We start from the raw sequence: 23,133 nt of genomic DNA on the forward strand, positions 1-23,133 counted from the left end.
ACACCAGGTGAACCGACGGCACCGCATTGTGGAGGTGTGCCCTGCCGCCACTCCTCCGCTACCCGACCGTCGACGAGCTGAGCGCCCGGGCGGCCGCGCTCGTCGCCCGCCGTCCCCGTGACGCACGACTGCGCCGTGTCGGCACGTCCCGCGCGGGCACGCCCCTGTGGCTGCTGTCCGTCGGCCACGGCAGCCGCCAGGCCCTCGTCGTGGCCGGCCCGCACGCCAACGAACCGGTGGGCGGCGCCACCGTCCTGCGGCTGGCCGAACGGGTGCTCGCCGACCCCCGCCTGCACGAGGGCGCCGACGCCACCTGGAACCTGCTGCTGTGCCTCGACCCCGACGGCCTGCGCCGCAACGAGGGCTGGCTGCACGGCCCGTACGCGCTCGCCGACTACTTCCGGCACTTCTTCCGGCCCGGCTTCCTGGAACAGCCCGAATGGCTGCCGGACGGCGCGGACGCCGCCACGCTGCCCGAGACCCGCGCCCTGCTCGAACTCCAGGACGAACTGCGACCCTTCCTGCAGTGCTCCCTGCACGGCGTCGACGTCGGCGGCGGCTTCGTCGAGCTGACCCATGACCTGCCCGGCCTCGCCCAGCGCATCGCGCACACGGCGGCCCGCCTCGGCATCCCGCGCGAGCTGGGTCCCTACGACACCCTGTACTGGCCGGAACTGGGCCCCGCCGTCTACCGGATCCCCAGGCCCCGCCGGGGTGACCTGGCAGCCGCCATCACCGAGGCGGCCGTGGAGTCGACGTGGTTCCATCCGTACCGGCACGGCACCGTCACGGCGGTCGTGGAGGCCCCCATGTGGGGTGTGGCCGCCGTGCAGGACGGTGCTCCGCCCGCCGATGAGGAAACGGTCCTGCGGAGGGTGAGCCATACCCTCCGCCACGACACCCTCCTCCTGCAGCGGCTGCTGGAACGCCTGCGGCCCCACCTGCCCGCCGGACCGGACTCGGCCCGGCTGCTCGCTCCGGTCGACGACTATTTACTGGTCTGTCCAGGGCTCGCGAACACCTGGGACCCCGACGTGCGGGACCCGGTCGGCGTACACCCGCTTCCCCCGCTCAGCACCGCCCATCTGGCCGCCCTGCGCATCGCCGGCCGACGCCTCGCCCTGCGCACCGCCGGGCTGCTGCACCAGCTCGTGACGGGCGCCGGGCGCGACCCCGCCGGGGTGCTGCCGGAGCTGGACCGGCTCCTCGACGAGTGGTGCGACGACTACCGCGACGGCTGCGGGGCCCGCTGGATCCCGGTCGCGCGCCAGGTGGAGTACCAGGCGCGGGTGGTGCTCGCCGCGTTCGAACTCGCCGGACGGTACGCGCCCGCGTGCTCCCGTTCGGGTGAGTCGGGGTGGAATGCCGGGGCCGCTGTGCCGATGCATCGGGAATGACGCAATCAATCACGGCGAAAGCGGTACGGAGCGGCCTGCTGGCGGCGGCTGCCATGCTCCTCCTCGGCGCGACCCCGGCGCCGGCGGCGGCCCAGGAGTCGGACTCGGGGAACTGGCTCTTCCTGACGGTCACCCGGGGCGACGCCCGCCACGGTGACCCGCGCGGCACGCTGCTGCTGTGCGACCCGCCGCAGGGCCACGGGAAGGCGGCGCAGGCCTGCGCGGAGCTCGAGAGGGTGGGCGGCGACATCAGCCTGCTCCGGACGGCGGACGCCTTCTGCCCGATGATCTACGCCCCGGTGACCGTCCACGCACGCGGGGAGTGGCAGGGGCGGCCGGTCGACTACCGGGAGACATTCGCCAACGGGTGCGCGATGGGTGCTCGGACGGGAGCCGTGTTCGCGCTGGACGCCTGACGCCGTGCCGCATCGGCCGTATCGCACAGGGCGGCGCGGCTCACGCGCGGCTCACGTCGGCCGGTCGCGCGCGTGCAGCGCTGCCGCGACGACCGTGCGGGACTGGTGCTCGACCTGGTGCTCCAGCGGCACCCAGCGGGCGCGGAAGCGCTCGGCGAAGGCGTCGCTCCAGGTCGCCACCAGGTGTTCGAGGCGCTGTGCCCCGCGGTCGTCGGCCTCGCGCAGGACACGCAGCAGCATGGCCGCCGCCCGCAGCGGCAGCCGGCGCCCGAAGGCATCCACGCTCCCGACGTACGCCATGGTGTTGTCGGCGGGCGGCGTGCGCATCCAGTCGGCGGCCAGCCCCGGCACCAGCTCCAGCGCCCACTTCGAGGCCCGCAGCAGGGGCCCGTCGACGCCGTCCAGGTGGGGGAGCGCGTCGGTGAGGACCCGCTCCACCTCCAGCGCGTCCCGCAGCAGCCGGGCCGCCAGCCGCCGCAACGCCCTGGCCGGGGCCGGATGCGGCGCCGGGTCGTCCACCAGGTCGCTGGCCCACATCGGCACCTCGACGACCGCGGTCAGGCCGCCGTAGCGGTGCACGTGGTACCAGGTGCTGCTGCGCGCGTCGTCAGGCATGCTCGGATAGGCCGCGCCGGCGCCAGGCGCCGGCATCACATGCACCCCGGGTCCGGACGCGGGCCAGCCCGCCGCGTCCGAGGCTCCCGTCTCCACCGGGATGTGCAGCTGGGCCGCGGACTTCGCGAACGGCTCGGCGAGGCCGGGGACGTCCTTCGTCAACTGCACCCAGCTGCCGCCCAGATCGGTGCCGTGCAGGGTCACCTGGAGGTAGGGCCGCAGTTCGTCGATGACCCGGGTCAGCGCGCGCGTCTCGGGCGGCAGCCGGTCGGCCGGCAAAGTGGCCGGTGCCCACTCCGGCTGTTCCGAGGCCGCCGGCCGGAAGAAGCCGCGGTGGTAGTCGAGCAGGCTGCGAGGCGCCGGGGTGACGTGCAGGCTCGCCCCGTCGGGATCCGCGCACAGCAGGAAGTGCCAGGAGATGTCGCTCCGCAACTCCCGCTCGAGCAGGACGCGTTCGGCGACCGCGAGGACCGTGGGCCCGCCGGTCGGCTCGTTGGAGTGCGCTCCGGCGACCACCAGGACGGCGGGCCGGGCGTGACCGATGGACAGCAGGTGCAGGGGTCTGCCCGCTCGGGAGGACCCCACCTGTCTCAGGGTGCACAGGCCCGGTCGGTGAGCGGCCAGTGCACGGGCGGACAGGACCAGCTCGGTCAGCGTGGGGTAGCGCAGCTCCGGCAGGAGACTCACCCCCGTCATGTCCGCCCAGCCTTCGCAATCCGCAGTACCCCACGGTCTGGTTTACGTGTCAAGGACTTCACGGGGGAGGCTCCCGGGGGCGCTCAGTTGCATTCACCCCCGGCGGGTGGGGCAGCGGGAGCCGGGGGAGGCGAGAGGTCGTTCCGGCCCGGGTGTCCGCACCGGCAGCCCGCCGCCGACCGGCATGAACGGACGCCGGGAGCGCCGGATCGCAGAGGGCGCCAGAGCTCGTCACCATGCGCTGCCCGTGTGCACGGGCCCCGGGCGCGCACGCGGGCTCGAGCCGGGTCGCCGGCGCTCTGGCAGGGCGCAGGGCGCCTCGTACGCGCTGGACGTCGTGCTCTCGGCGGAGGACTTCGCCCCGGCTCCACGGCCGCTCCACGGTCGCCCCTACTGCTCGACCGCCGCCTCACCGACCCGCTCCAGCAACGCGACCGGGAGGCCCTCGAAGAGCTCCTCCACGGGCACGTGCCCGGTGAACTTCCGCTCCGGAGCCAGTACATCGGCCCACCGTCCCGGCGGCAGCGCCAGCACCGTGTCGCGCCAGCCACCCGACTGCGCCAGCCGCAGTGACAGCCGCGTCACGGCGGTGACCACCTCTCCGGAGCGTCCGAAGGCCACACAGTGCGCGGCGGCCGGGCCCTCGGCTGGCAGGGGCACGTACGACGCCGAGTCACCGAACACCTCGGGACGCCGCCTGCGCAGCCGTAGCGCGGCCGCCGTCAGCGCGCCCTTCTCCCCGGGGTCCTGGTGCGGGAACCGCACGCCCCGGCGGTTGTCCGGGTCCACCAGCGCCCGGTACTCCCCCTCCGTGCCCTGATAGACGTCCGGCACGCCAGGCATCGTCAACTGGGCCAGGGCCATGCCCAGCATGTTCGCCCGGATGTGCGGCTCCATACGGCTCCGGAAGGCGGCCACGCGCTCGCCGGGCGCCCCGCAGGGCCCCGCGGCGACGAACGCCGCCACCGCCTCCTCGTACGGCGGTTCCTGCTCCGTCCAGCTGGTGAACAGCCCGGCCTCGCGCACGTGCTTCAGCAGCGCCCCCTGAACCCGGTCCGCATCCGCCTCGCCCAGCCCGAACACGGTCTGCCAGGCGGCCCACGCCAGCTGCGCGTCCGGTACGCCCTCGCCGTCGCGGGTCACCTCGGTCAGGACGTCCGCCCAGTGCTCCGGGCACTCGGTGAGCACGGCCAGCGCGGCCCGTACGTCGGCACTGCGCTTGGTGTCGTGCGTCGAGGCGACCGTCCCCGTCACGGGCCAGTCGCGCTGCACGCGCGCGCAATAGGCATGGAACTCGTCGGCCGATACGGCGGGGCTCCCCGGGTTCCCGCCCACCTCGGTAGCCGACAGCAGCGGCACATAGCGGTAGAACGCCGTGTCCTCCACGGACTTGGCCCGCAGCGCCGACGCCGTCTGCGCGAACCGTGTCCGGAACTCCACGTGGTCCGGCCCGTCGCCGGCCCGCCCGAGCACCAGCTCGCGCACGACGTCCACCGCGCCGGCCTCCTCGGGCACGACGAAGGCGAGCCGGGCCTCGGCCGCGGCCTCCTCGGTGACCACACGGGCCGCGTCCCCGGAGACGTACGGCCGGTAGACGTCCAGCCGGACGAGCAACTCCTGCAGCGCCGTGCGCAGCGCCCAGGGGGCACGGTCGCGCAGCGCCGGCTCCGGAGACGTGGCGCATACGCGGCTCGCCACCCGCGTCAGCCGGTCGATCTCCGTGGCCAGTTCGTGCGTGAGCACCTTGTACGCGGCCCGCCGCACCGTCGCCTCCCAGTCGCCGCCGCGGTCCGTCTGTGGGGCCGCGAACCGCCGGTACTGGCCGAGGAGTTCCCCGAATCCGGCCGGATCGGTGAAGAGGCCGTCGATGTGCCGCAGGGCGTCGTAGCCGGTGGTGCCGGCCACGGGCCAGGAGGCCGGCAGGTGCTCGCCGTCCGACAGGATCTTCTCCACGACCGTCCAGCGCCCGCCGGTCGCCTCGTGGAGGAGCTGGAGATACGCGTCGGGGTCGGCGAGGCCGTCGGGGTGGTCGATGCGCAGCCCGTCGATCACGCCCTCGTGGAGGAGCTGGAGGATCTTGGCGTGGGTGGCCTCGAACACCTCCGGGTCCTCGACCCGCACCCCGATCAGCTCCGAGATGCTGAAGAACCGCCGGTAGTTGAGCTCCGTACGGGCCAGCCGCCACCACGCCGGCCGGTACCACTGCGCGTCCAGGAGCTGTGGCAGCGGCAGTTGCCGGGTGCCTTCGCGCAGCGGGAACACATGGTCGTAGTAGCGCAGAACGTCGCCGTCCACCTCCATACTGCCGAGCTCCTCGCCCAGCGGCCCCCCGAGCACCGGCAGCAGCACCTGTCCGCCCTGGGCCTCCCAGTCGACGTCGAACCATCGCGCGTACGGCGACTTGGGGCCCTCGCGCAACACCTCCCACAGGGCGCGGTTGTGGCGTGGAGCCATGGCCATGTGGTTCGGCACGATGTCCACGACCAGGCCCAGCCCGTGTTCGCGCGCGGTGCGGGCCAGTGCGCGCAGACCCTCCTCGCCGCCCAGTTCCTCGCGCACGCGCGCGTGGTCCACGACGTCATAGCCGTGCCCCGACCCCGGGACCGCCTCCAGGACGGGGGACAGGTGCAGATGCGAGACGCCGAGCGAGGCCAGGTACGGCACGGCCGCCGCCGCGGCCTCGAACGGGAACGAGGACTGCAGCTGCAGCCGGTACGTGGCGGTCGGCAAGGTCGGCACCGTCGGTTCAGGTCGCTCAGGTGTCATGGAAAGCTACGTACCCGCCCTGCCGCCCTTCGTGTCATCGTCCCCTCCACGTGGGCCCACGCGCGTGCCTAGCTTCGAGTGATGGGAACGAAGGCGACGACAGGACGCCGCAGCACATCTGCGGCCTACCGCGAGGTGATCGGCCTGACCGGGCCGCTGCTGCCGGTCATGTCCTTCCTGGCACGACTGCCGACCGCCACGATCCAGTTCGGCAGCGTGCTGCTGGTCGCGCGCACGAGCGGCTCCCTGGCCGCCGCCGGCCTGACCGGCGGTGCGCTCGCCGTCGGGCAGGTGGCCTGCGGTCCGCTGGTCGGCCGACTCGCCGACCGGCACGGGCAGCGGACGGTCGTGCTCGTCTTCTCGCTCGCCAACGCCGTCGCGGTCGCCGGGTTGGTCGCCGGTGCGCTCGCGGGACTGCAGACGGCGGTGCTGGCCGTGGTGGGTGCGGCGGCCGGAGCGACGGTGCCGCAGATCGGGCCGATGGCCCGCGCCCGGCTCGTCGCTCTCGCCCGCCGTGCGGGGGCTCACGACTCGACGGTGGGCGCCGCGCTGTCCTTCGAGAGCACCCTGGACGAGGTCTCCTTCGTGCTGGGCCCTGCCCTGGTCGGCCTGGCGGCCGTGACTGCGCATCCCGGGTACGCGCTGGGTGGCGCCGCGGTGTTGGTGGCGTTGTGCGGCAGCGGCTTCGCGTTGCATCGGACGGCGGTGGCGACACGGCCGGGGCCCGTCGCCACTTCGGCGGAACGACGGTCGGGTTCGGTCCGGACGCGTGCGGGGCGACGGAACGGTGCCGTCACGACGGCGCCCACAGGGGGAGCCGGCCCCGTCCCGCCGCCCCCCATCCCCAGATCCATCCACGCCCTCCGAGCCGCCCTCGCTCTCCAGGGCGCCATGTTCGGCGCCTGCCAAGCCGGCATCACCGCCCTCACCGAGCGACTCGGACAGCCGGACCAGGCTGGGCTCGTCTACGCCGCCATGGGAGTGATGAGCGCCGTAGCCGGGCTCTCCATGGCAGCCGTGCCCGCCCGTCTCGGACTCACCGTGCGCTGGCGGGCGGCCACCGCAGCGGCGTTCCTGCTCTCGCTCCCGCTGCTGTGGACGGAGGGCCTCCCCGCCCTCTACGCCACCGTCACGGTCCTCGGCGTCGCCTACGCCCCGCACCTCATCACGGTGTTCGGGCTCACCGAGCGCGTGGTGCCGCCCGCGCGGCTCTCCGAGGCGATGGCGTTCGCGACGAGCGCGCTGGTCGGCGGGCAGGCTCTCGCGCTCGCCGGCACCGGCAGGCTGGCCGAGTCGTACGGTCCCGTGACGGCCTTCGGCGCCGCGAGCCTCGCCGCGGCGCTCGCCTGCGCGATCGCGCTGACAGTGCGCCCGGCGTCGTACCCCGGACGCACCGCCACGTCGCTCTAGACCGGCCGCTGCAACACCGTCATGCTGCGGTCCACCAACGTCAACCGGTCCCCGGCCTGCACCTTCGCTGCCGTCTCCGGCGGCACCCCGTCCGCGCGCGCGGTGTCGACGACCACCTGCCACTCCCGGCCGTGGTTGACCGGCACGACGAAGTCGAGGGTCTTCGGGGAGGCGTTGAACATCAGCAGGAACGAGTCGTCGCCGATGCGCTCCCCGCGCGCGCCCGGCTCAGAGATCGCGTTGCCGTTGAGGAACACCGTCAGCGCCGACGCCTGCGCGCGGTCCCAGTCCCGCTGGGCCATCTCCTTGCCCTGCGGAGTGAACCAGGCGATGTCCGACAGGTCGTCATGGGTGCCCTCCACGGGCCGCCCGTGGAAGAAGCGGCGCCGGCGGAACACCGGATGGTCGCGTCGCAGCCACACCATCGCGCGCGTGAAGGCGAGCAACTCGCGGGGCAGACCGGCCAGGGCCTCGCCCTCAGGGCCGCCGTCCCCGGCCGGGCCCGCCGCACCGGCGTCCCCGTCCGTCGGCCATTCCAGCCACGCGAGTTCGCTGTCCTGGCAGTACGCGTTGTTGTTGCCCCGCTGGGTGCGCGCGAACTCGTCGCCGTGGCTGATCATCGGTACGCCCTGGGACAGCATCAGCGTGGCGACGAAGTTGCGCATCTGGCGGGCGCGCAGCTCCAGGACGGCCGGGTCGTCGGTCTCGCCCTCCGCCCCGCAGTTCCAGGACCGGTTGTGACTCTCACCGTCCCGGTTGTCCTCGCCGTTGGCGTGGTTGCGCTTGTCGTTGTACGAGACGAGGTCGTGCAGCGTGAACCCGTCATGGCAGGTCACGAAGTTGATGGAGGCCAGTGGGCGCCGCCCGTCGTCCTGGTACAGGTCGGACGAGCCCGTCAGCCGGGACGCGAACTCCGCCAGCGCGCGCGGCTCGCCGCGCCACAGGTCCCGTACGGTGTCGCGGTACTTGCCGTTCCACTCGGTCCACAGCGGCGGGAAGTTGCCCACCTGGTAGCCGCCCTCGCCCACGTCCCACGGCTCGGCGATCAGTTTCACCTGGGACACCACCGGGTCCTGCTGGACCAGGTCGAAGAACGACGACAGCCGGTCCACCTCGTGGAACTGCCGGGCCAGGGTGGCCGCGAGGTCGAAGCGGAAGCCGTCGACGTGCATCTCGGTGACCCAGTACCGCAGCGAGTCCATGATCAGCTGCAGGACGTGCGGGGACCGCATGAGCAGTGAGTTCCCGGTCCCGGTGGTGTCCATGTAGTAGCGCGGGTCGTCCGTCAGGCGGTAGTACTGCGGATTGTCCAGGCCCCGGAAGGACAGCGTGGGGCCCAGGTGGTTGCCCTCGGCGGTGTGGTTGTAGACCACGTCGAGGATGACCTCTATGCCGGCCTCGTGCAGTGCGCGCACCGCCGACTTGAACTCCAGGACCTGCTGGCCGCGGTCGCCCCAGGAGGCGTACGCGTTGTGCGGGGCGAAGAAGCCGATCGTGTTGTAGCCCCAGTAGTTGTTCAGGCCCATGTCGACGAGCCGGTGGTCGTTCACGAACTGGTGGACCGGCATCAGCTCCAGCGCCGTCACGCCCAGCTCGGTGAGGTGATCGATGACCGCCGGGTGCGCGAGGGCGGCATAGGTGCCGCGCAGTTCCTCGGGCAGCCCTGGGTGGCGCATGGTCAGGCCCTTCACATGGGCCTCGTAGATCACCGTGTGGTGGTACTCGGTGCGGGGCCGCCGGTCGTCGCCCCAGTCGAAGTACGGGTTCACCACGACCGACGACATCGTGTGCGGCGCCGAGTCCAGGTCGTTTCGCTTGTCGGGTTTGTCGAAGTGGTAGCCGTACACCTCCTCGCCCCAGCTGATCGCGCCGCTGACCGCCTTGGCATACGGGTCGAGCAGCAGCTTCGCGGAGTTGCAGCGCAGACCGCGCTCGGGCGCGTAGGGTCCGTGCACCCGGAAGCCGTACCGCTGCCCCGGCATGACGCCCGGCACGTACGCGTGCCGTACGAAGGCGTCGCTCTCCCGCAGTTCCACCGCCGTCTCCGAGCCGTCGTCGTGCAGCAGACACAGCTCTACTCGGTCCGCGGCCTCCGTGAAGACCGCGAAGTTGGTGCCGGCGCCGTCGTAGGTGGCACCGAGTGGATATGCCTCTCCAGGCCAGACCTGCATGGACACGACTCTTTCAGCTCGGGCACGCCGTGGTGGGCGCCTTGACGTCGAGTCTCCCCAAAAGTGATGGAACCACCTATGACTTACGTCCCTCTTATCGGTCGACCAGGCATACGCGTTATGCCGAACCAGTGGGGCCAACACGTACTCCCGGGGACGTACGGGGAGTAGGGGGAAGATGTGCGCAAGATAGTGCACCGCCATCTGGGCAAGGTGGTGGCAGGTGCGGCCATCGCGGTCGCGGGAACGGCCGTGATGGTCGGGATCACCCTGCCGGGGACGGCGGGGGCCGACGAAACGGGAGGAAGCAACAGCGGTCAGTCCGCCCAGCAGGCCGCCCAGGAGCAGGGGCAGGGCGCCGGCACGGTGCCGCCGGGCGTCGTCGAGGGGGCCCCGAGCGAGGGTGACAAGGGCACGGGCAACGACCCGCTGACCGACGACGAGATGGACCGGGCCGCGAAGCTCGCGGTCAACCCGCAGCTGCGCAGCGCCGGTGAGGACGTCGAGGGCGACCGCGGGCCGCAGCGACTCGGCGTCGACCTCGCCGAGCCGGACGCCGACGAACTGGACGACGCGAACGCGCCGCGCCGCGCCGAGGTCTCGTTCTACGACTACAAGGCCGACGCGCTCGTTACCAAGACCGTCAACCTCGACACCGGAAAGGTCGAGGGGACCGCCACCGAGCACGGTGTCCAGCCGCCGCTGAGCCGTGCCGAGTACGCCGAGGCGGCCAAGATCCTGATCGCCGACCCGCTGGGCGCGGGCATGAAGGCGGACTACAAGGACGCCACGGGCAAGGAACTCAGCTCCCCGGACCAGCTGCTGCTCAACGGCGCCGTGTACCGGGCCGCTCCGGGCGCCCAGCCCGCCGTACTCGACCAGTGCGGCGAACACCGGTGCGTGCGGCTGTTCCCGAAGGTGAAGAACGGGCCCTGGATCGACGCCCGCTCCTTCGTGATCGACCTGAGCGCCCGCAAGGTCGCCAAGCTCGACATCGGCTGAACCACTCTCCGTTCAGTTTTCCAACTCGCGCGCCACAGGCGTGCATCTCACGTACTTGCACCTCCTGTAAGGGAGTCACCTCTTCATGCGTGTGAACAGAATGAGCCGTGCCCGCAAGGGTGCGGCCCTGGGCCTGTCCGTGGCCGCACTGGCCGCCGGCGCGACGACCGGCGCCGGACCCGCCTCCGCCCAGCCGAAGAACGCCCCGGCGCCGGCGGCCGACTGCAGTGCCGCCTACCGCATCGAGCAGAAGCTCACCGGCGGCACGACCTGGCGGATGTGCTGGCGCTACGACGGCAAGGCCGGGCTCGTCCTGGAGAACATCTCCTACCAGCCCAAGGGCGAGGCCAAGCCGATCAAGGTCCTCAACAACGCCAGGCTCGGGCAGATCCATGTCCCGTACGACGACGGCAGCGTCGAGTACGACGACCTGACGGGCTTCGGCTTCGCCCAGGGCCTGATGAACCTCGCGCCCAGCGAGTGCCCGGGCGGCACCATCAAGTCCGTCAAGGTCCCGGAGGCCTGGGACCCGGAGCACCCCAACGTCAACGGTCTGTGCACGACGACCCGCGCGCGTGGCCATGCCTACCGCATGCAGGGCGACACCGCGAACAAGGTCTACCAGGCGCAGAGCAAGGACCTGCTCGTCTACACGGTCAACCAGGTCGGCTGGTACGAGTACATGACCGAGTGGCGCTTCCAGGACGACGGCACGGTCACCATGAACGTCGGCGCCACCGGCAGCCTGTCGTACGACGACTACGACGCCGGAGACGGCCGCGGCTGGCCGATCGGCAAGGGCGACAGGGCCAAGGCCACCAGCCACAGCCACAACGTCTTCTGGCGGCTCGACTTCGGCCTGGACGGCTCCTCCAAGGGCAAGATCGAGCAGTACGACTCGGCAGTGACCGCGCCCGCCTCCGGTGACCGTGCCCCGAAGACCAAGACCACCCGCACCAAGGTCACCAAGGAACTCGCGGGCGACGCCAAGAACTACCGCTGGTGGCGCATGGTCAGCGCGACCGGCAAGAACAAGGACGGCCACGCGCGGTCGTACGAGATCGTCCCCGGCGCCAGCACCAAGTACCCGGGCCGCAGCTTCACCAAGCACGACATGTACTTCACCGAGTACAACAAGTGCGAGAAGTTCGCCACGAACAACCCGGGTTGCGGCAATACCCACCCCAAGTCGGTCGACAAGTGGGTCAGCGGTCAGAACCTCTCCCACCCGATCGTCTGGATGAATGTGGGCTTCCATCACATCGCCCGTGACGAGGACCAGCAGCCCATGCCGGTCCACTGGCAGGGGTTCTCCATCGTCCCGCGGGACGTGACGGCTATGAATCCGCTCACTCCGAGCGAGCTCGCCTGGCAGAACGGACACTGGCAGCCTCGTAGTTGAGAAACGACCCTGTCCATCCGGCTGCACCGCCGACCGCTCCCGGAGTACCCTTCCTTGATCGTTGGGACGGGGAGTGCTCGGGGGAGCGGAAGGCGGTGCGCGGGTGGGCTCGGGAGGGCTGGAGTTGCCCCCTGGTGACGAGGGTCACGAGGGGAACTCCACAGACGTCCCGCCCGGCACGGTGTCGCTGGCCAGGCCGATGGAGACCAACTCCATCGGCCCGGAGCTGGACTGGGACACCGAGGCCTGGCGCGAGGTACGGACGCGCGCCCAGCGGGCCGGCCGGGCATACATCTGGCTGAACCTCGTCGAACAGCGGTTGCGCGCGGTCGTGGCCGCTGTGCTGCGCCCCATCTACGAACCCGTCCACGGCCACGACGACTGGGTGGTGGCGGCGGCCGGACCCGCCGGGCAGGAGTGGGTGCAGCGCGCCGTCGCCGTACGCGAAGTCAGCCGCCGCAAGGGCTACTTGCTGGACCCGGCCGACGACAACGTCCTCAGCTTCCTCACCCTGCCGCAGCTGCGCGAGCTGATGGTGCAGCACTGGCCGTGCTTCGAGCCCTACATCGACGACCGCAGGGACGTCGAACTCGCCCTGGACGAACTCGAAGTGACCCGGAACGTCGTCTCGCGCAACCGGGCCCTGTCCGAGGCGGTCCTCAACCAGGCCGAACGGGCCTCCGCGCGGCTGCTGGAGATCCTCGGTTCGAGCGGTGACGTCCCGTCCGCGCGCCGGCTGCCGATCGACGCGGTCGAGGACCTGGTCGGCGACCGGTACGCCGACGTGGTCGCCGTGCACTCCGACCGGGTGCGGCTGCTGCGCCAGTTCCCGGCCGAGGACATCTTCGGCGGCGCGCGCAGGCTCGACGCCATCGGCATCGGCCTCAACCTTCTCGTGCAGAACTTCTCCGGACGGCGCCTGGTGCGGCTCGCCGAGTCCGGCTGCCGGGTGCGACTGCTCTTCCTGAACCCGGCCTCCAGCGCGGTCAAGCGGCGGGAACGCGAACTCGGCATCAAGCGCGGCGAGCTGAGCCGGGCGGTCGAGATGAACATCCTGCACATGCGCCGGGTGCGCTCCCGGCTGCGCGACCCGGGTGCCTTCGAGATCCAGGTCTTCGACGAGACGCCCCGCTTCACGGCCTACCTCGTGGACGGCGACGGCTCCGACGGCATCGCGGTCGTGCAGACCTATCTGCGGCGGATGCGCGGTCTCGAGGCGCCGGTTCTGGTGCTGCGCAACGGCAGCAGAATGGTCAAGTCGGACGAGATCGACGAAGGCGGGCTCTTCCCCACGTATCGCGAGGAGTTCGAGCTCATGTGGGCTGATTCGCAGCCAGTGTCCTGAACTGTCGCAGTGCGGACCAGCCTCGAATGCCGTCCCGTCGCGGAAGCGGAATGCGGTCCCCTGATTGTCAGTGGCGCATGGGAGGGTGGAGACCACTGGGGGAAAGCACCACCAAGAAGGGGGACCGCCCATGGGCTGGCACCGTGAGCTGCTGATCGGCTTCGACCTGGAGACGACCGGGACAGATCCGCGCGAGGCGCGCATCGTCACCGCTGCCGTGATCGAGGTCAGGGACGGGCAGCCCCTGGGGCACAAGGAGTGGCTGGCCGATCCGGGCGTCGAGATCCCGGCGGACGCGGTCGCGGTCCACGGCATCAGCAACGAGCGCGCGGCCGCCGAGGGCCGCCCGGCCGACCAGGTGGCCGACGCCATCGCGGACGTCCTGGTGACGTACTGGAAGACGGGCGTGCCGGTCGTCGCGTACAACGCGGCCTTCGACCTGAGCCTGCTCTCCGCCGAACTGCGGCGGTACGGCCTGCCGTCCCTGAGCGACCGCCTGGGCGGTCCTGCCCCCGCCCCGGTCATCGACCCGTACACCATCGACCGCTGGGCCGACCGCTACCGCCGGGGCAAGCGCAACCTCGAAGCGGTCTGCCGGGAGTACGGCATCGCACTCGACTCCGCACACGACGCCTCTGCCGACGCCCTCGCCGCGGCCCGTCTGGCCGGCGCGATAGCCGTCCGCCACCCCAAGATCGCGTCCCTCGGCCCGGCGGAGCTGCACCTCCGTCAGATCGAGTGGTACGCCGAGTGGGCGGCGGACTTCCAGAACTTCCTGCGCCGCAAGGGCGACGCGACCGCGGTGGTCGACGGCACGTGGCCGCTGAAGGAAACGGCGGGGGAGCGGGTGGCGGGCGAGACGGTCTGAGGGCCGCAGGGCCGTGGGGCGCGGGAGTGCCGCGCCGGAGCAGCCGGTCCCGGCTTCCGACGGCGTCCGGCACGCCGGTGCGGCCACTGGACCCGCACCAACCGACCGGCAGCGCCCAGGCGACGGCCTCCGTCACTCGGACGCGGACGCCTGCGCAGCGATCCGCTCGACGCGCGGCTTGGCCAGCCGCTCGTAGTCCGCGCCGGAGATGAGGAGCGAGCGGTCCAGCCGGGCGGCGTTGAAGTACAGCTTCGGCTGGGCCACGACGTCCGGGTCGGCGACGAGTTCGAGGTCGGGGTCGAAGCTGAACGGCAGGACGGTGCCGGGCACGGCACGGGCCAGCCGCTCCGCGGTCCGGGGGTCACTGAAGCCGACGTAACGCGCTGCGAACAGCGCCCGGACGGCGTCCAGGTCCACCCGCCGGTCGCCCGGCACGACGGCGAGGACGTACCGGGTCGTGCGCCGGTCCACCTTGACCCGCAGCACGATGCACTTCGCGGCCTCGGAGGCCGGGTGACCGCGCAGGGCGCAGACCGCCTCGGTGGCGCCTTCTGGCTCGTGGTCGATGAGGTGGTGGTCGATGGAGGAGGCGTCGAGCAGGGAGATCAGGTGGTCGTAAGTGTCATATGCGTACTCGGACATTCGGGGTCCTTGCTGAGGGCGTTGGCGGGGGCGTGGGATGCGGTGAGCGAGAGGTCCGGTGTGCTGCGGTGCGCCCGTTCCACGGCCTGGCCCCAGTAGGTGCCGGCCACCATGAGGGCCGCTCCGAGGCCGGTGAGCGGGGTGAGGTGGTCACCGCCGAGGGCCACGCCCACGGCGACCGCCCAGACCGGCTCGGTGCCCAGCAGCAGACTGGCCCTGCTGGCGGAGGTGCGCTGCACGGCCCACGTCTGCGCCAGGAAGGCGAACACACTGCAGAACAGGGCGAGATAGACCAGCTGGGCCCAGGTCGCCGGGTCGGCGTGGACCAGCGTCGGCAGGTCGAAGGCGGCGGCCGGCAGGAACAGGGCCGTGCCGACGAGGGTCTGCACCGTCGTCAGCTGCAGCGGGCGGATCGCGCGCCCGGTGGTGAAGCGGCCGACGAGCGCGACATGCCCGGCCCGGATGAGGGCGGCACCGAGCATCAGCAGGTCGCCGAGACGGGGCGCGTGGAAGCCGTTGCCGGACATCAGGAGCCCGACGGCCAGGATGCACACACCGGTCGCGGCGAAGAAGGAGAGCGGTAGTGAGCCGTGGCGGCCGCCGCGGTCGAGGAGCGGGGTGAGGACGATGGTCAGGCTGATGATGAGCCCGGCGTTGGCGGCGCTGGTGTGGGCGACGCCGTACGTCTCCACGAGCAGGACCGCGGCCTGCGTCGCTCCCAGGGGCAGGCCGGCGCGCAGCTCGGCGCGCGTCCATCGGCGTGAGCCGCCCCGCCCGGACGCGACCAGGCCGAGACAGGCGACGGCGGACAGGCCGTAGCGGGCGAAGAGCACCAGCAGCACGGGCAGCGCGGCCGTGGCCGTCTGGGCGGAGAGATAGCTGGAGCCCCAGACGAGCGCGACCAGGAGGAGTACCGCATCGGTACGTCGGACATCGGACACCCGCCCACCGTGCATGGAAACGTCCGTGAAGCCCAGTACCACTTTCTAAAAGGATCATTTAGCAGCCCTACATCGTCGTCCCTACACTGAGGCTATGGACGAACGGCAGCTGAGGATCCTGCGGGAGCTCGGCGAACTGGGCAGTGTCACTGCGGTCGCCGAGGCGCTCCTGGTGACGCCGTCGGCGATCTCCCAGCAGCTGCGGCTGCTGCAGCGGGCCATCCCGGTGCCGCTCACCGAGCGGCAGGGGCGGCGCCTGGTGCTCACCGATGCCGGGCAGGCGCTGGCGGGCGCGGCCGTCGAGGTGGAGACGGCGCTGGCCCGCGCGAGGGGCACCGTCGACGAGTTCGTCGGGCGGCCGGACGGGGAAGTGTCGGTGGCGGCGTTCCACAGCGCGGGCGCCGCGTTCTTCCCGCTGTTGATCAGCGCGCTCGCCGGTCCGGGCAAGCCGGTGCCGCGGCTCGCCGACGAGGACGTACCGCAGGAGGACTTTCCCCGGCTCACCCGGGAGTACGACATCGTCCTCGCCCACCGCCTGGACCACGCTCCGCCCTGGCCGGACACGGTGGCCGCGACCACCCTGCTGCGCGAGCCGCTGGACGTGGCCATGCCTGCCGGCCATCCGCTGGCCGCCAAGCAGCGTGTCACGCCGCGCGATGTGGCGGACGAGCCATGGATCACGGTGCACGACGGCTTCCCGGTCCTGGCGGTCATCGAAGCCATCGCCGCGTCGACCGGCCGGCGCCCCCATCTGGCCCACCGCATCAACGAGTTCACGGTGGTGGCCGAGGTGGTGGCAGCCGGCGGCGGCATCGCCCTGATGCCACGCTGGACGACGCGCCCCCACCCCGCACTCACCCTCAGGCCCCTCAGCGGCGTCCAGTGCCGACGCCACATCGACGCCTTGTACCGCCCGGAGCGCACCGCCAGATCGGCGGTCCGCACGGTGCTGGCCGACCTCGGACGTGCCGCGCGCCGGATTCGGAGCTGGGAAGCCTCGGCTCGGTGATGCCGGTACGGCATCACGGGCCGGGTTGCGGGGTCAGAACGGATACCACCGCACAGCCTCGTCCCCCTCCCGCAGCGACGCCACCCGCCGCTCGAACTCGGTCAGCGCCTTCGGATTGCTCGGCGCATGCTGCGAAACCCAGGCGCAGCTCGCCGTCTCCCGAGCTCCGCGCAGCACCGAGCAGCCTTCCCACCCCCGCACGTCCCAGCCGTAGGTCTCGACGAAGGAGTCGTAGGCCGGCGCGGGCAACCCGTACCGATCCCGCGACAGCGCCATGACGACGAGGTCGTGCTCACGCAGATCGGCCGAGAAGGTCTCCAGGTCGACCAGTACCGGCCCGTCCGGGCCCACATGCACATTGCGCGGCAGTGCGTCCCCGTGGATCGGCCCGGGGGCCAGACGGGGCGTCAGCCCGGCCGCGGCCGCCGCGAACCCGTCCCGCCGCTCCCGCAAGTACGCCGCATCCGCCGGATCGATCGCGTCGCCCGCCAGCCGCAGCCACCGCTCCACGCCACCCAGCAACTCGCGCGGCGGCAGTTCGAAGGAGGGCGTGGGCAGGGCGTGCACGACCCGTAGGAGTTCGGCCAAATCCCTTGGCTCGGCAGGCCGTACCGGATCGGGGAGCCGGTGCCACACGGTCACCGGGTGCCCCTCCACCAGCATCGCCTTGGGCTCGGCCGCCCGCACCGCCGACACGCCCGCCTCCTCCAGCCACACCGCGATGTCCAGTTCGCGCCGCGCCCGGCCGAGGAGTTCGGCGTCGCGGCTCACCTTGACGACCAGGTCACCGGCGCCGAACACGGCGTTCTCGCCCAGGGCGAGCAGTCGCGCGTCCCGGGCCGGACCGGGCAGTACCCCTGCCGCACCCAGTACGTCCCGCGCCCGTGCCTCGTCCATCGTCCGCCTCCGTGTGGTCCTGCCTCGCCATGAACGGCGTCGGATTCCCGCCATCCACGGCTCAGTCTCGCATTTCCACAGGTCGGACCGCGTGCGCGCTGCCTTGACGGGAAAGAGCGCCTTCACGACCATGACGGGGCCGTTCCGAGCAGCGCAAAGGGGCTGATGTGAGGCTGATCCCGTGACATCGGTGACCGAGGCGGAGAGGCCGGTGAGACGCTCGCCGGGAGGCAAGCCGCGGCAGCGGCGCGTCACGGATCACGGCGCCTGGTTCCTCGTACTCCCCGCGCTGATCCCCATCCTCGTCCTGAGCGTCGGCCCGCTCCTCTACGGCATCCTGCTGTCCTTCACCGACGCCCAGTCCGGCCGGACCCGGGCCACCCAGTGGATCGGCGGTCTCAACTTCCGGGACCTGCTGCACGACACGCTGTTCTGGGACTCGTTCCGGATCGGCCTCGTCTGGGCCGTCGGCGTCACCGTGCCGCAGTTCCTGCTGGCGCTCGGCCTCGCACTCCTCCTCAACGAGAACCTGCGGCTGCGCTGGCTGGCCCGCGCCCTGGCGATCGTGCCGTGGGCCATGCCCGAGGTCGTCGTCGGCGTGATGTGGCGGCTGGTCTACAACCCCGACGCGGGCATCCTCAACGAGACACTGCGCGACCTGGGCCTCGGCGACGGCCGTGACTGGCTCAGCGGGCTCGGCACCGCCCTGCCCGCCGTGATCGTCGTGGGCATCTGGGCCGGGATGCCGACCACGACGGTCGCCCTGCTCGCCGGCCTGCAGAACACCCCGCGCGAACTGCACGAGGCGGCGGCCGTGGACGGCGCCGGCGCCTGGCGCCGCTTCCGCACGGTCACCTGGCCGGCCCTGCGACCCGTCGCCCTCTCCATCACGGCGCTCAACCTCATCTGGAACTTCAACTCCTTCGCCCTGGTCTACGTGCTGACCAGCGGCGGCCCCGGCGGCCGTACCCGCCTGCCCATGCTCTTCGCCTACGAAGAGGCCTTCCGCTACGGGCAGTTCGGCTACGCGGCGGCGATGGGATGCGTGATGGTCGCGCTGATCTCGATCGTCCTCGCCGTCTTCCTCGTCGGACGGCTTCGGGGAGGTGACGAGTCATGAGGACCAGCAGAACCGGCCGGGCCGGACAGTACGTCGCCCTGCTCGCCTACCTCCTCTTCCTCGCCTTCCCCTTCCTCTGGCTGATCTCCACCGCCTTCAAACCGCCACGCGAGCTGGGCAGCCTGCACCCCACCTGGATCCCGAAGGACCCCACCCTCGCCAACTTCCGCCAGGCCTTCGACGAACAGCCCCTCATGGACGCCGCACTCAACTCCCTGATCGCCGCGCTCGGCGCCGCCCTGATCGCCGTACTGATCGCGACCCCGATGGCCTACGTCATGGCCCGCCGGCGCACCCCGCTCGCGCGAGCGGCGACCGGCTGGGTGGTCGTCAGCCAGGCGTTCCCGCTCGTGCTGGTGATCATCCCGCTGTTCCTGGTGCTGAAGAACCTGCGGCTGATCAACTCGGTGCCGGGACTGATCATGGTGTACGTGGTGTGGGCGCTGCCGTTCGCGCTGTGGATGCTCGTCGGGTACGTGCGTGCGGTGCCGCCCGAGCTGGAGGAGGCGGCGTCGGTCGACGGGGCCGGGCGCTTGAGGACGCTGGTCTCGGTGACCGCGCCGCTGCTGGCACCCGGGATCGTGGCGACGGCGATGTTCGCGTTCGTCACGGCGTGGAACGAGTTCTTCTTCGCGCTCGTTCTGCTGAAGACCCCGGAGAAGCAAACCATGCCGGTCGTCCTCACGCATTTCATCGGCGCGGAGGGAGTCGCGGACCTCGGCCCGCTGGCCGCCGCCGCGTTCCTCGCGACGCTGCCCTCGCTGGTCGTGTTCGCGATCATCCAGCGGCGGATCACGGGCGGCATGCTCGCCGGGGCGGTGAAGAACTGATGCGGACGAGACTGCTGCCGGCCCTGATCGCCGCCCTGGCCCTGCTGCTCGCGGGCTGCAGTGGCGACGACCGTGACGGCGCCGACGACGGACGCGTCACCCTGCGCTTCCAGTCCCTGGCCTGGCAGGAGGAGTCCGTCGAGGTCAACAAGGAGCTGGTGAAGGAGTGGAACGACACTCACCCCGACGTCAAGGTCGAGTATGTCCAGGGCAGTTGGGACAGCGTCCACGACCAGCTGCTCACCTCCTTCGAGGGCGGTGAGGCCCCCGACATCATCCACGACGCCTCGGACGACCTCGCCGACTTCGCGTACGGCGGCTACCTCGCCGACCTGACCGACCTGCTGCCGCAGCGGCTCAAGTCCGACATCCCGCAGCGCAGTTGGGACACGGCGACCTTCGGGGACGGGATCTACGGTGTCCCCTTCCTCCAGGAACCACGCGTCCTCATCGCCAACGCGACATGGCTGAAGGAGTCCGGCGTACGGATCCCCACTCCTGAACGCCCCTGGAGCTGGCCGGAGTTCCGGCGCATCACGGACCGGCTGAGCGGCGACGGCAAGTACGGGGTCGCCTGGCCGCTGAAGGAGCCCGTCTCCGCCAGCCTCAACCTGTCCCTCTCGGCAGGCGGACAGCTGTTCCACCGAGGCGCCGACGGCAAGGTGACCGTCCGCTTCGAGGCGGCCGACGAGGTCATGCCCAGCACGGTCCACGACCAGGTCAACACCGATCGCAGCGCCTCGCCGACCACCCTGGGCAGCGGCGGCTCGGACACCCTGCCCGGGTTCTTCGGCGGCCGGTACGCGATGGTCCCGCTCGGCTTCTCCTACCGCCAGCAGATCGTCCAGCAGGCGCCCAACGGCTTCGACTGGCAGGTGCTGCCCGCCCCGGCAGGCGCCGACGGACTCACCCAGGGCGTCAGCCCGCAGACGCTGTCCATCGCCGAGGACAGCCCGCATCAGCGGGAGGCGGCCCAGTTCATCGACTTCCTGCTCCGCCCCGAGAACATGGTGCGACTGGCGCTCGGTGACTGGATGCTGCCCACCGGGACCGCGGCCCTGAAGGACCCCGCCCTGCACATCACCGAGAACGACTGGGCCACCGGCACCGCCCTCGCCGAACACCTGCGCTCGGCACCCGCACAGTCCGTGCGCGGCTACCCGGAGTGGAAGGACAAGGTCGCCACGCCCGCCTTCCAGGAGTACTACAGCGGCGCCATCGACGGCGACGAGCTGCGCGAGCGTCTGGAGGACGACGGGAACCTCGTGCTCGCCCGCTACCAGCGCTGACGTAATTCGGTTGTCCACGTCGCCCGGCCAGGCCTAACGTGCCGTCCGTGGCAGCGAACAACGCGATCATCATCACCGGTCTCGGCCGGGGCTACGCGCACTCCGTACGGATGCGCCGCGGCCCCGGAGCCCTGACCGGCCCGGGGAGCCACGCCCGCTGATCCGTCGCGGACCCGCATCTCCTTTCTCCTCCTGTCTTCCGGTCAGGGCCTTCGTCTGCCCTTTTCCCTCCCCACGGAAGACAAGGACCGCAGGCCATGGCCCGCCCCACCCGCGTATCCCGCGCGCTCTCCCAGAATTTCCTCACCGACCGCGCCGCCGCCGGACGTTTCGCCCGGTTCGCCGTACCGCATGGACGTGAAGCACCCCTGCTGCTCGAAGTCGGCGCCGGAAAGGGCGCCTTGACCGAGCAGCTCGCCCCGCGCTGCCGGCGCCTCCTCGCGTACGAGATCGACCCAAGCCTCGTCCCCGCTCTGCGCTCGCGCTTCTGGGACACGCCCCAAGTCCGCGTCGTCGGCGAGGACTTCCTCACCGCACGACCCCCGCGCACCCCGTTCTCCGTCGCCGGGAACGTGCCCTTCTCCCGCACCGCCGCCATCGTCGACTGGTGCCTGCGCGCACCCGCCCTCACCGACGCCACGCTCCTCACCCAGCTCGAGTACGCCCGCAAACGCACGGGTGACTACGGCAGCTGGACCTTGCTGACAGTCCTGACCTGGCCCCGTTACGAGTGGCGTCTGCTGGGCCGGGTCGGCCGGCGCAGCTTCCGGCCCGTGCCCGGCGTGGACGCCGGGATCGTCCGGATCGAGCGGCGCCGCACGCCGCTGCTCGACGCCGGGGCGTACGAGAGCTGGCGGCCACTGGTGGAGCTGGGCTTCTCCGGGCGCGGCGGCTCGCTGCACGCCTCGCTGCGCCGGGCCCACCCGAGGCGGCGGGTCGACGCGGCGTTCCGCAGGGCGGGCCTCGACACGACCGTGCTCGTCGGGGAGGTGCCGCCGGGGGCCTGGCTGAGGCTGCACGAGGTGCTGGCCCCGTGACGAAAGAGTTGTACGAGACGTATCGTCTCGTTTATGGTCTTGCCCATGACCAGTCCCGCTCACATCGCCATGTTCTCCATCGCCGCCCATGGGCACGTGAACCCCAGCCTCGAAGTGATCCGCGAGCTCGTGGCGCGCGGGCACCGGGTCACGTACGCGATTCCGCCGGCCTTCGCCGAGAAGGTGGCCGAGGCGGGCGCCGAGCCGAGGCTCTGGAACTCCACGCTGCCCGGCCCCGACGCCGATCCGGAGGCCTGGGGCTCCACCCTCCTGGACCACGTCGAGCCGTTCCTGAACGACGCGATCCAGGCACTGCCCCAGCAGATCGAGGCGTACGAGGGGGACCAGCCGGACCTCGTCCTGTACGACATCGCCGGGTACGGGGCCCGTGTCCTGGCCCACCGCTGGGGCGTGCCCGCGATCTCGCTGTCGCCGTGCATGGTCGCCTGGGAGGGGTACGAGCAGGAGGTCTCCGAACCGATGTGGGAGGAGCCGAAGAAGACGGAGCGCGGCCGCGCCTACTACGAGCGCTTCCACGCATGGCTGGAGGCGAACGGGATCACCCAGCACCCCGATCCGTTCGTCGGCCGCCCCGCGCGCTCCCTCGTCCTGATGCCCAAGGCCCTCCAGCCGAACGCCGACCGGGTGAACGAGGCCGTCCACACCTTCGTCGGCGCCTGCCAGGCCGACCGCACCGCCGAGGGCGACTGGCAGCGGCCGGCGGACGCCGAAAAGGTCGCGCTCGTCTCCCTCGGGTCGGCCTTCACCAAGCAGCCCGCCTTCTACCGCGAGTGCGTGAAGGCCTTCGGCGACCTGCCGGGCTGGCACCTGGTGCTGCAGATCGGCCGGCATGTCGATCCGGCCGACCTCGGTGACGTACCGTCGAACGTCGAAGTGCGCTCCTGGGTACCGCAGTTGGCGATCCTCAAGCAGGCCGACCTGTTCGTCACCCATGCCGGCGCGGGCGGCAGCCAGGAGGGCCTGGCCACGGCCACCCCGATGATCGCCGTACCGCAGGCCGTGGACCAGTTCGGCAACGCCGACATCCTCCAGGCGCTCGGCGTTGCCCGGCACATCGCGACGGAGGATGCCACGGCCGAGGTCCTGCGCGAGACCGCCCTGTCCCTCGTCGACGACCCCGAGGTCGCCCGGCGTCTGAAGGACGTCCAGGCGCAGGTGGCGGGGGAGGGCGGCACCAAGCAGGCTGCGGATCTGATCGAGGCGGAGCTGTTGGCCGTACGGGAGACCCGGCGGAACGGTTGAGTTCCTGTTGCTGAACC

Annotated in this window: 18 protein-coding genes and 1 pseudogene; 13 read left to right on the top strand and 6 right to left on the bottom strand. The window is 71.6% G+C overall.

The window, feature by feature from the left end; genetic code table 11:
- Positions 1–26 precede the first annotated feature (26 nt).
- Together ACZ7M7_RS23335 and ACZ7M7_RS23340 are read left to right on the top strand one after the other, a co-directional pair.
- Entirely contained in the window at positions 27–1,397 is a 1,371-nt protein-coding gene (locus tag ACZ7M7_RS23335; protein WP_451175005.1) for a M14 family zinc carboxypeptidase, read from the top strand.
- Entirely contained in the window at positions 1,394–1,813 is a 420-nt protein-coding gene (locus ACZ7M7_RS23340) for an SSI family serine proteinase inhibitor (protein WP_472119930.1), read from the top strand. Before ACZ7M7_RS23335 ends, ACZ7M7_RS23340 begins: the two co-directional genes overlap by 4 nt.
- Positions 1,814–1,864: 51 nt before the next feature.
- On the opposite strand, the gene ACZ7M7_RS23345 is transcribed toward ACZ7M7_RS23340, so the two are convergent.
- Positions 1,865–3,115 (bottom strand): M14 family zinc carboxypeptidase, encoded by a 1,251-nt coding sequence (locus ACZ7M7_RS23345; RefSeq protein WP_472120267.1) that lies wholly within the window; start codon positions 3,113–3,115, stop codon positions 1,865–1,867.
- Between the two features lie 399 nt (positions 3,116–3,514).
- A complete protein-coding gene (gene treY, locus ACZ7M7_RS23350; protein ID WP_472119933.1) occupies positions 3,515–5,890 on the bottom strand; it encodes a malto-oligosyltrehalose synthase in 2,376 nt (791 codons plus the stop codon).
- Between the two features lie 81 nt (positions 5,891–5,971).
- On the opposite strand from treY, the gene ACZ7M7_RS23355 reads away from it, so the two are divergent.
- A complete protein-coding gene (locus ACZ7M7_RS23355) occupies positions 5,972–7,300 on the top strand; it encodes an MFS transporter (protein ID WP_472119936.1) in 1,329 nt (442 codons plus the stop codon).
- Here ACZ7M7_RS23355 and glgX read toward each other — a convergent pair.
- Positions 7,297–9,471, bottom strand: a complete 2,175-nt coding sequence (gene glgX / locus ACZ7M7_RS23360; protein ID WP_383623014.1) for a glycogen debranching protein GlgX — start codon at positions 9,469–9,471, stop codon at positions 7,297–7,299. The genes ACZ7M7_RS23355 and glgX overlap by 4 nt on opposite strands.
- A gap of 180 nt (positions 9,472–9,651) precedes the next feature.
- On the opposite strand from glgX, the gene ACZ7M7_RS23365 reads away from it, so the two are divergent.
- The 4 genes from ACZ7M7_RS23365 to ACZ7M7_RS23380 all read left to right on the top strand — a co-directional run bounded on the left by ACZ7M7_RS23365 (position 9,652) and on the right by ACZ7M7_RS23380 (position 14,088).
- On the top strand, positions 9,652–10,473 hold the full coding sequence (locus tag ACZ7M7_RS23365; RefSeq protein ID WP_472119939.1) for a Tat pathway signal sequence domain protein: 822 nt from the start codon (positions 9,652–9,654) through the stop codon (positions 10,471–10,473).
- 85 nt (positions 10,474–10,558) lie between these two features.
- The gene (locus tag ACZ7M7_RS23370; protein ID WP_472119942.1) at positions 10,559–11,875 is read left to right on the top strand and encodes a copper amine oxidase; all 1,317 of its coding nucleotides are present in this window, start codon (positions 10,559–10,561) and stop codon (positions 11,873–11,875) included.
- Positions 11,876–11,978: 103 nt separating this feature from the next.
- The gene (locus ACZ7M7_RS23375; RefSeq protein ID WP_472120269.1) at positions 11,979–13,220 is read left to right on the top strand and encodes an SAV2148 family HEPN domain-containing protein; all 1,242 of its coding nucleotides are present in this window, start codon (positions 11,979–11,981) and stop codon (positions 13,218–13,220) included.
- A 130-nt stretch (positions 13,221–13,350) separates the two neighbouring features.
- Positions 13,351–14,088 (top strand): 3'-5' exonuclease, encoded by a 738-nt coding sequence (locus ACZ7M7_RS23380; RefSeq protein ID WP_383623009.1) that lies wholly within the window; start codon positions 13,351–13,353, stop codon positions 14,086–14,088.
- A gap of 132 nt (positions 14,089–14,220) precedes the next feature.
- Here the strand turns inward: ACZ7M7_RS23380 and ACZ7M7_RS23385 are convergent, their stop codons facing one another.
- Together ACZ7M7_RS23385 and ACZ7M7_RS23390 are read right to left on the bottom strand one after the other, a co-directional pair.
- Positions 14,221–14,730, bottom strand: coding sequence for a YbaK/EbsC family protein (locus ACZ7M7_RS23385; RefSeq protein WP_472119945.1), 510 nt, complete (start codon positions 14,728–14,730; stop codon positions 14,221–14,223).
- Positions 14,694–15,671, bottom strand: a complete 978-nt coding sequence (locus ACZ7M7_RS23390) for a DMT family transporter (RefSeq protein ID WP_472119947.1) — start codon at positions 15,669–15,671, stop codon at positions 14,694–14,696. The genes ACZ7M7_RS23385 and ACZ7M7_RS23390 overlap by 37 nt, the downstream gene beginning before the upstream one ends.
- A gap of 94 nt (positions 15,672–15,765) precedes the next feature.
- On the opposite strand from ACZ7M7_RS23390, the gene ACZ7M7_RS23395 reads away from it, so the two are divergent.
- The gene (locus ACZ7M7_RS23395) at positions 15,766–16,680 is read left to right on the top strand and encodes a LysR family transcriptional regulator (protein ID WP_472119949.1); all 915 of its coding nucleotides are present in this window, start codon (positions 15,766–15,768) and stop codon (positions 16,678–16,680) included.
- A 33-nt stretch (positions 16,681–16,713) separates the two neighbouring features.
- Here ACZ7M7_RS23395 and ACZ7M7_RS23400 read toward each other — a convergent pair whose 3' ends face one another.
- Entirely contained in the window at positions 16,714–17,577 is an 864-nt protein-coding gene (locus ACZ7M7_RS23400) for a phosphotransferase enzyme family protein (protein WP_472119952.1), read from the bottom strand.
- A 181-nt stretch (positions 17,578–17,758) separates the two neighbouring features.
- Between ACZ7M7_RS23400 and ACZ7M7_RS23405 the strand changes: the two genes are divergently transcribed.
- The 5 genes and pseudogenes from ACZ7M7_RS23405 (at position 17,759) to mgt (ending at position 23,116) form a co-directional block, all read left to right on the top strand.
- Positions 17,759–18,697, top strand: a complete 939-nt coding sequence (locus ACZ7M7_RS23405; RefSeq protein WP_383604008.1) for a carbohydrate ABC transporter permease — start codon at positions 17,759–17,761, stop codon at positions 18,695–18,697.
- Complete coding sequence (locus tag ACZ7M7_RS23410; RefSeq protein ID WP_472119955.1) at positions 18,694–19,527, top strand: carbohydrate ABC transporter permease; 834 nt, start codon at positions 18,694–18,696, stop codon at positions 19,525–19,527. Before ACZ7M7_RS23405 ends, ACZ7M7_RS23410 begins: the two co-directional genes overlap by 4 nt.
- A complete protein-coding gene (locus ACZ7M7_RS23415) occupies positions 19,527–20,816 on the top strand; it encodes an ABC transporter substrate-binding protein (RefSeq protein ID WP_472119958.1) in 1,290 nt (429 codons plus the stop codon). The genes ACZ7M7_RS23410 and ACZ7M7_RS23415 overlap by 1 nt, the downstream gene beginning before the upstream one ends.
- Positions 20,817–21,073: 257 nt before the next feature.
- On the top strand, positions 21,074–21,853 hold the full coding sequence (erm, locus tag ACZ7M7_RS23420) for an ErmE/ErmH/ErmO/ErmR family 23S rRNA (adenine(2058)-N(6))-methyltransferase (protein ID WP_472119961.1): 780 nt from the start codon (positions 21,074–21,076) through the stop codon (positions 21,851–21,853).
- Positions 21,850–23,116: pseudogene (gene mgt, locus ACZ7M7_RS23425) on the top strand (macrolide-inactivating glycosyltransferase). Before erm ends, mgt begins: the two are co-directional and overlap by 4 nt.
- The last annotated feature ends 17 nt before the right edge of the window (positions 23,117–23,133 follow it).

Source organism: Streptomyces sp. NPDC111606 (assembly GCF_055656945.1).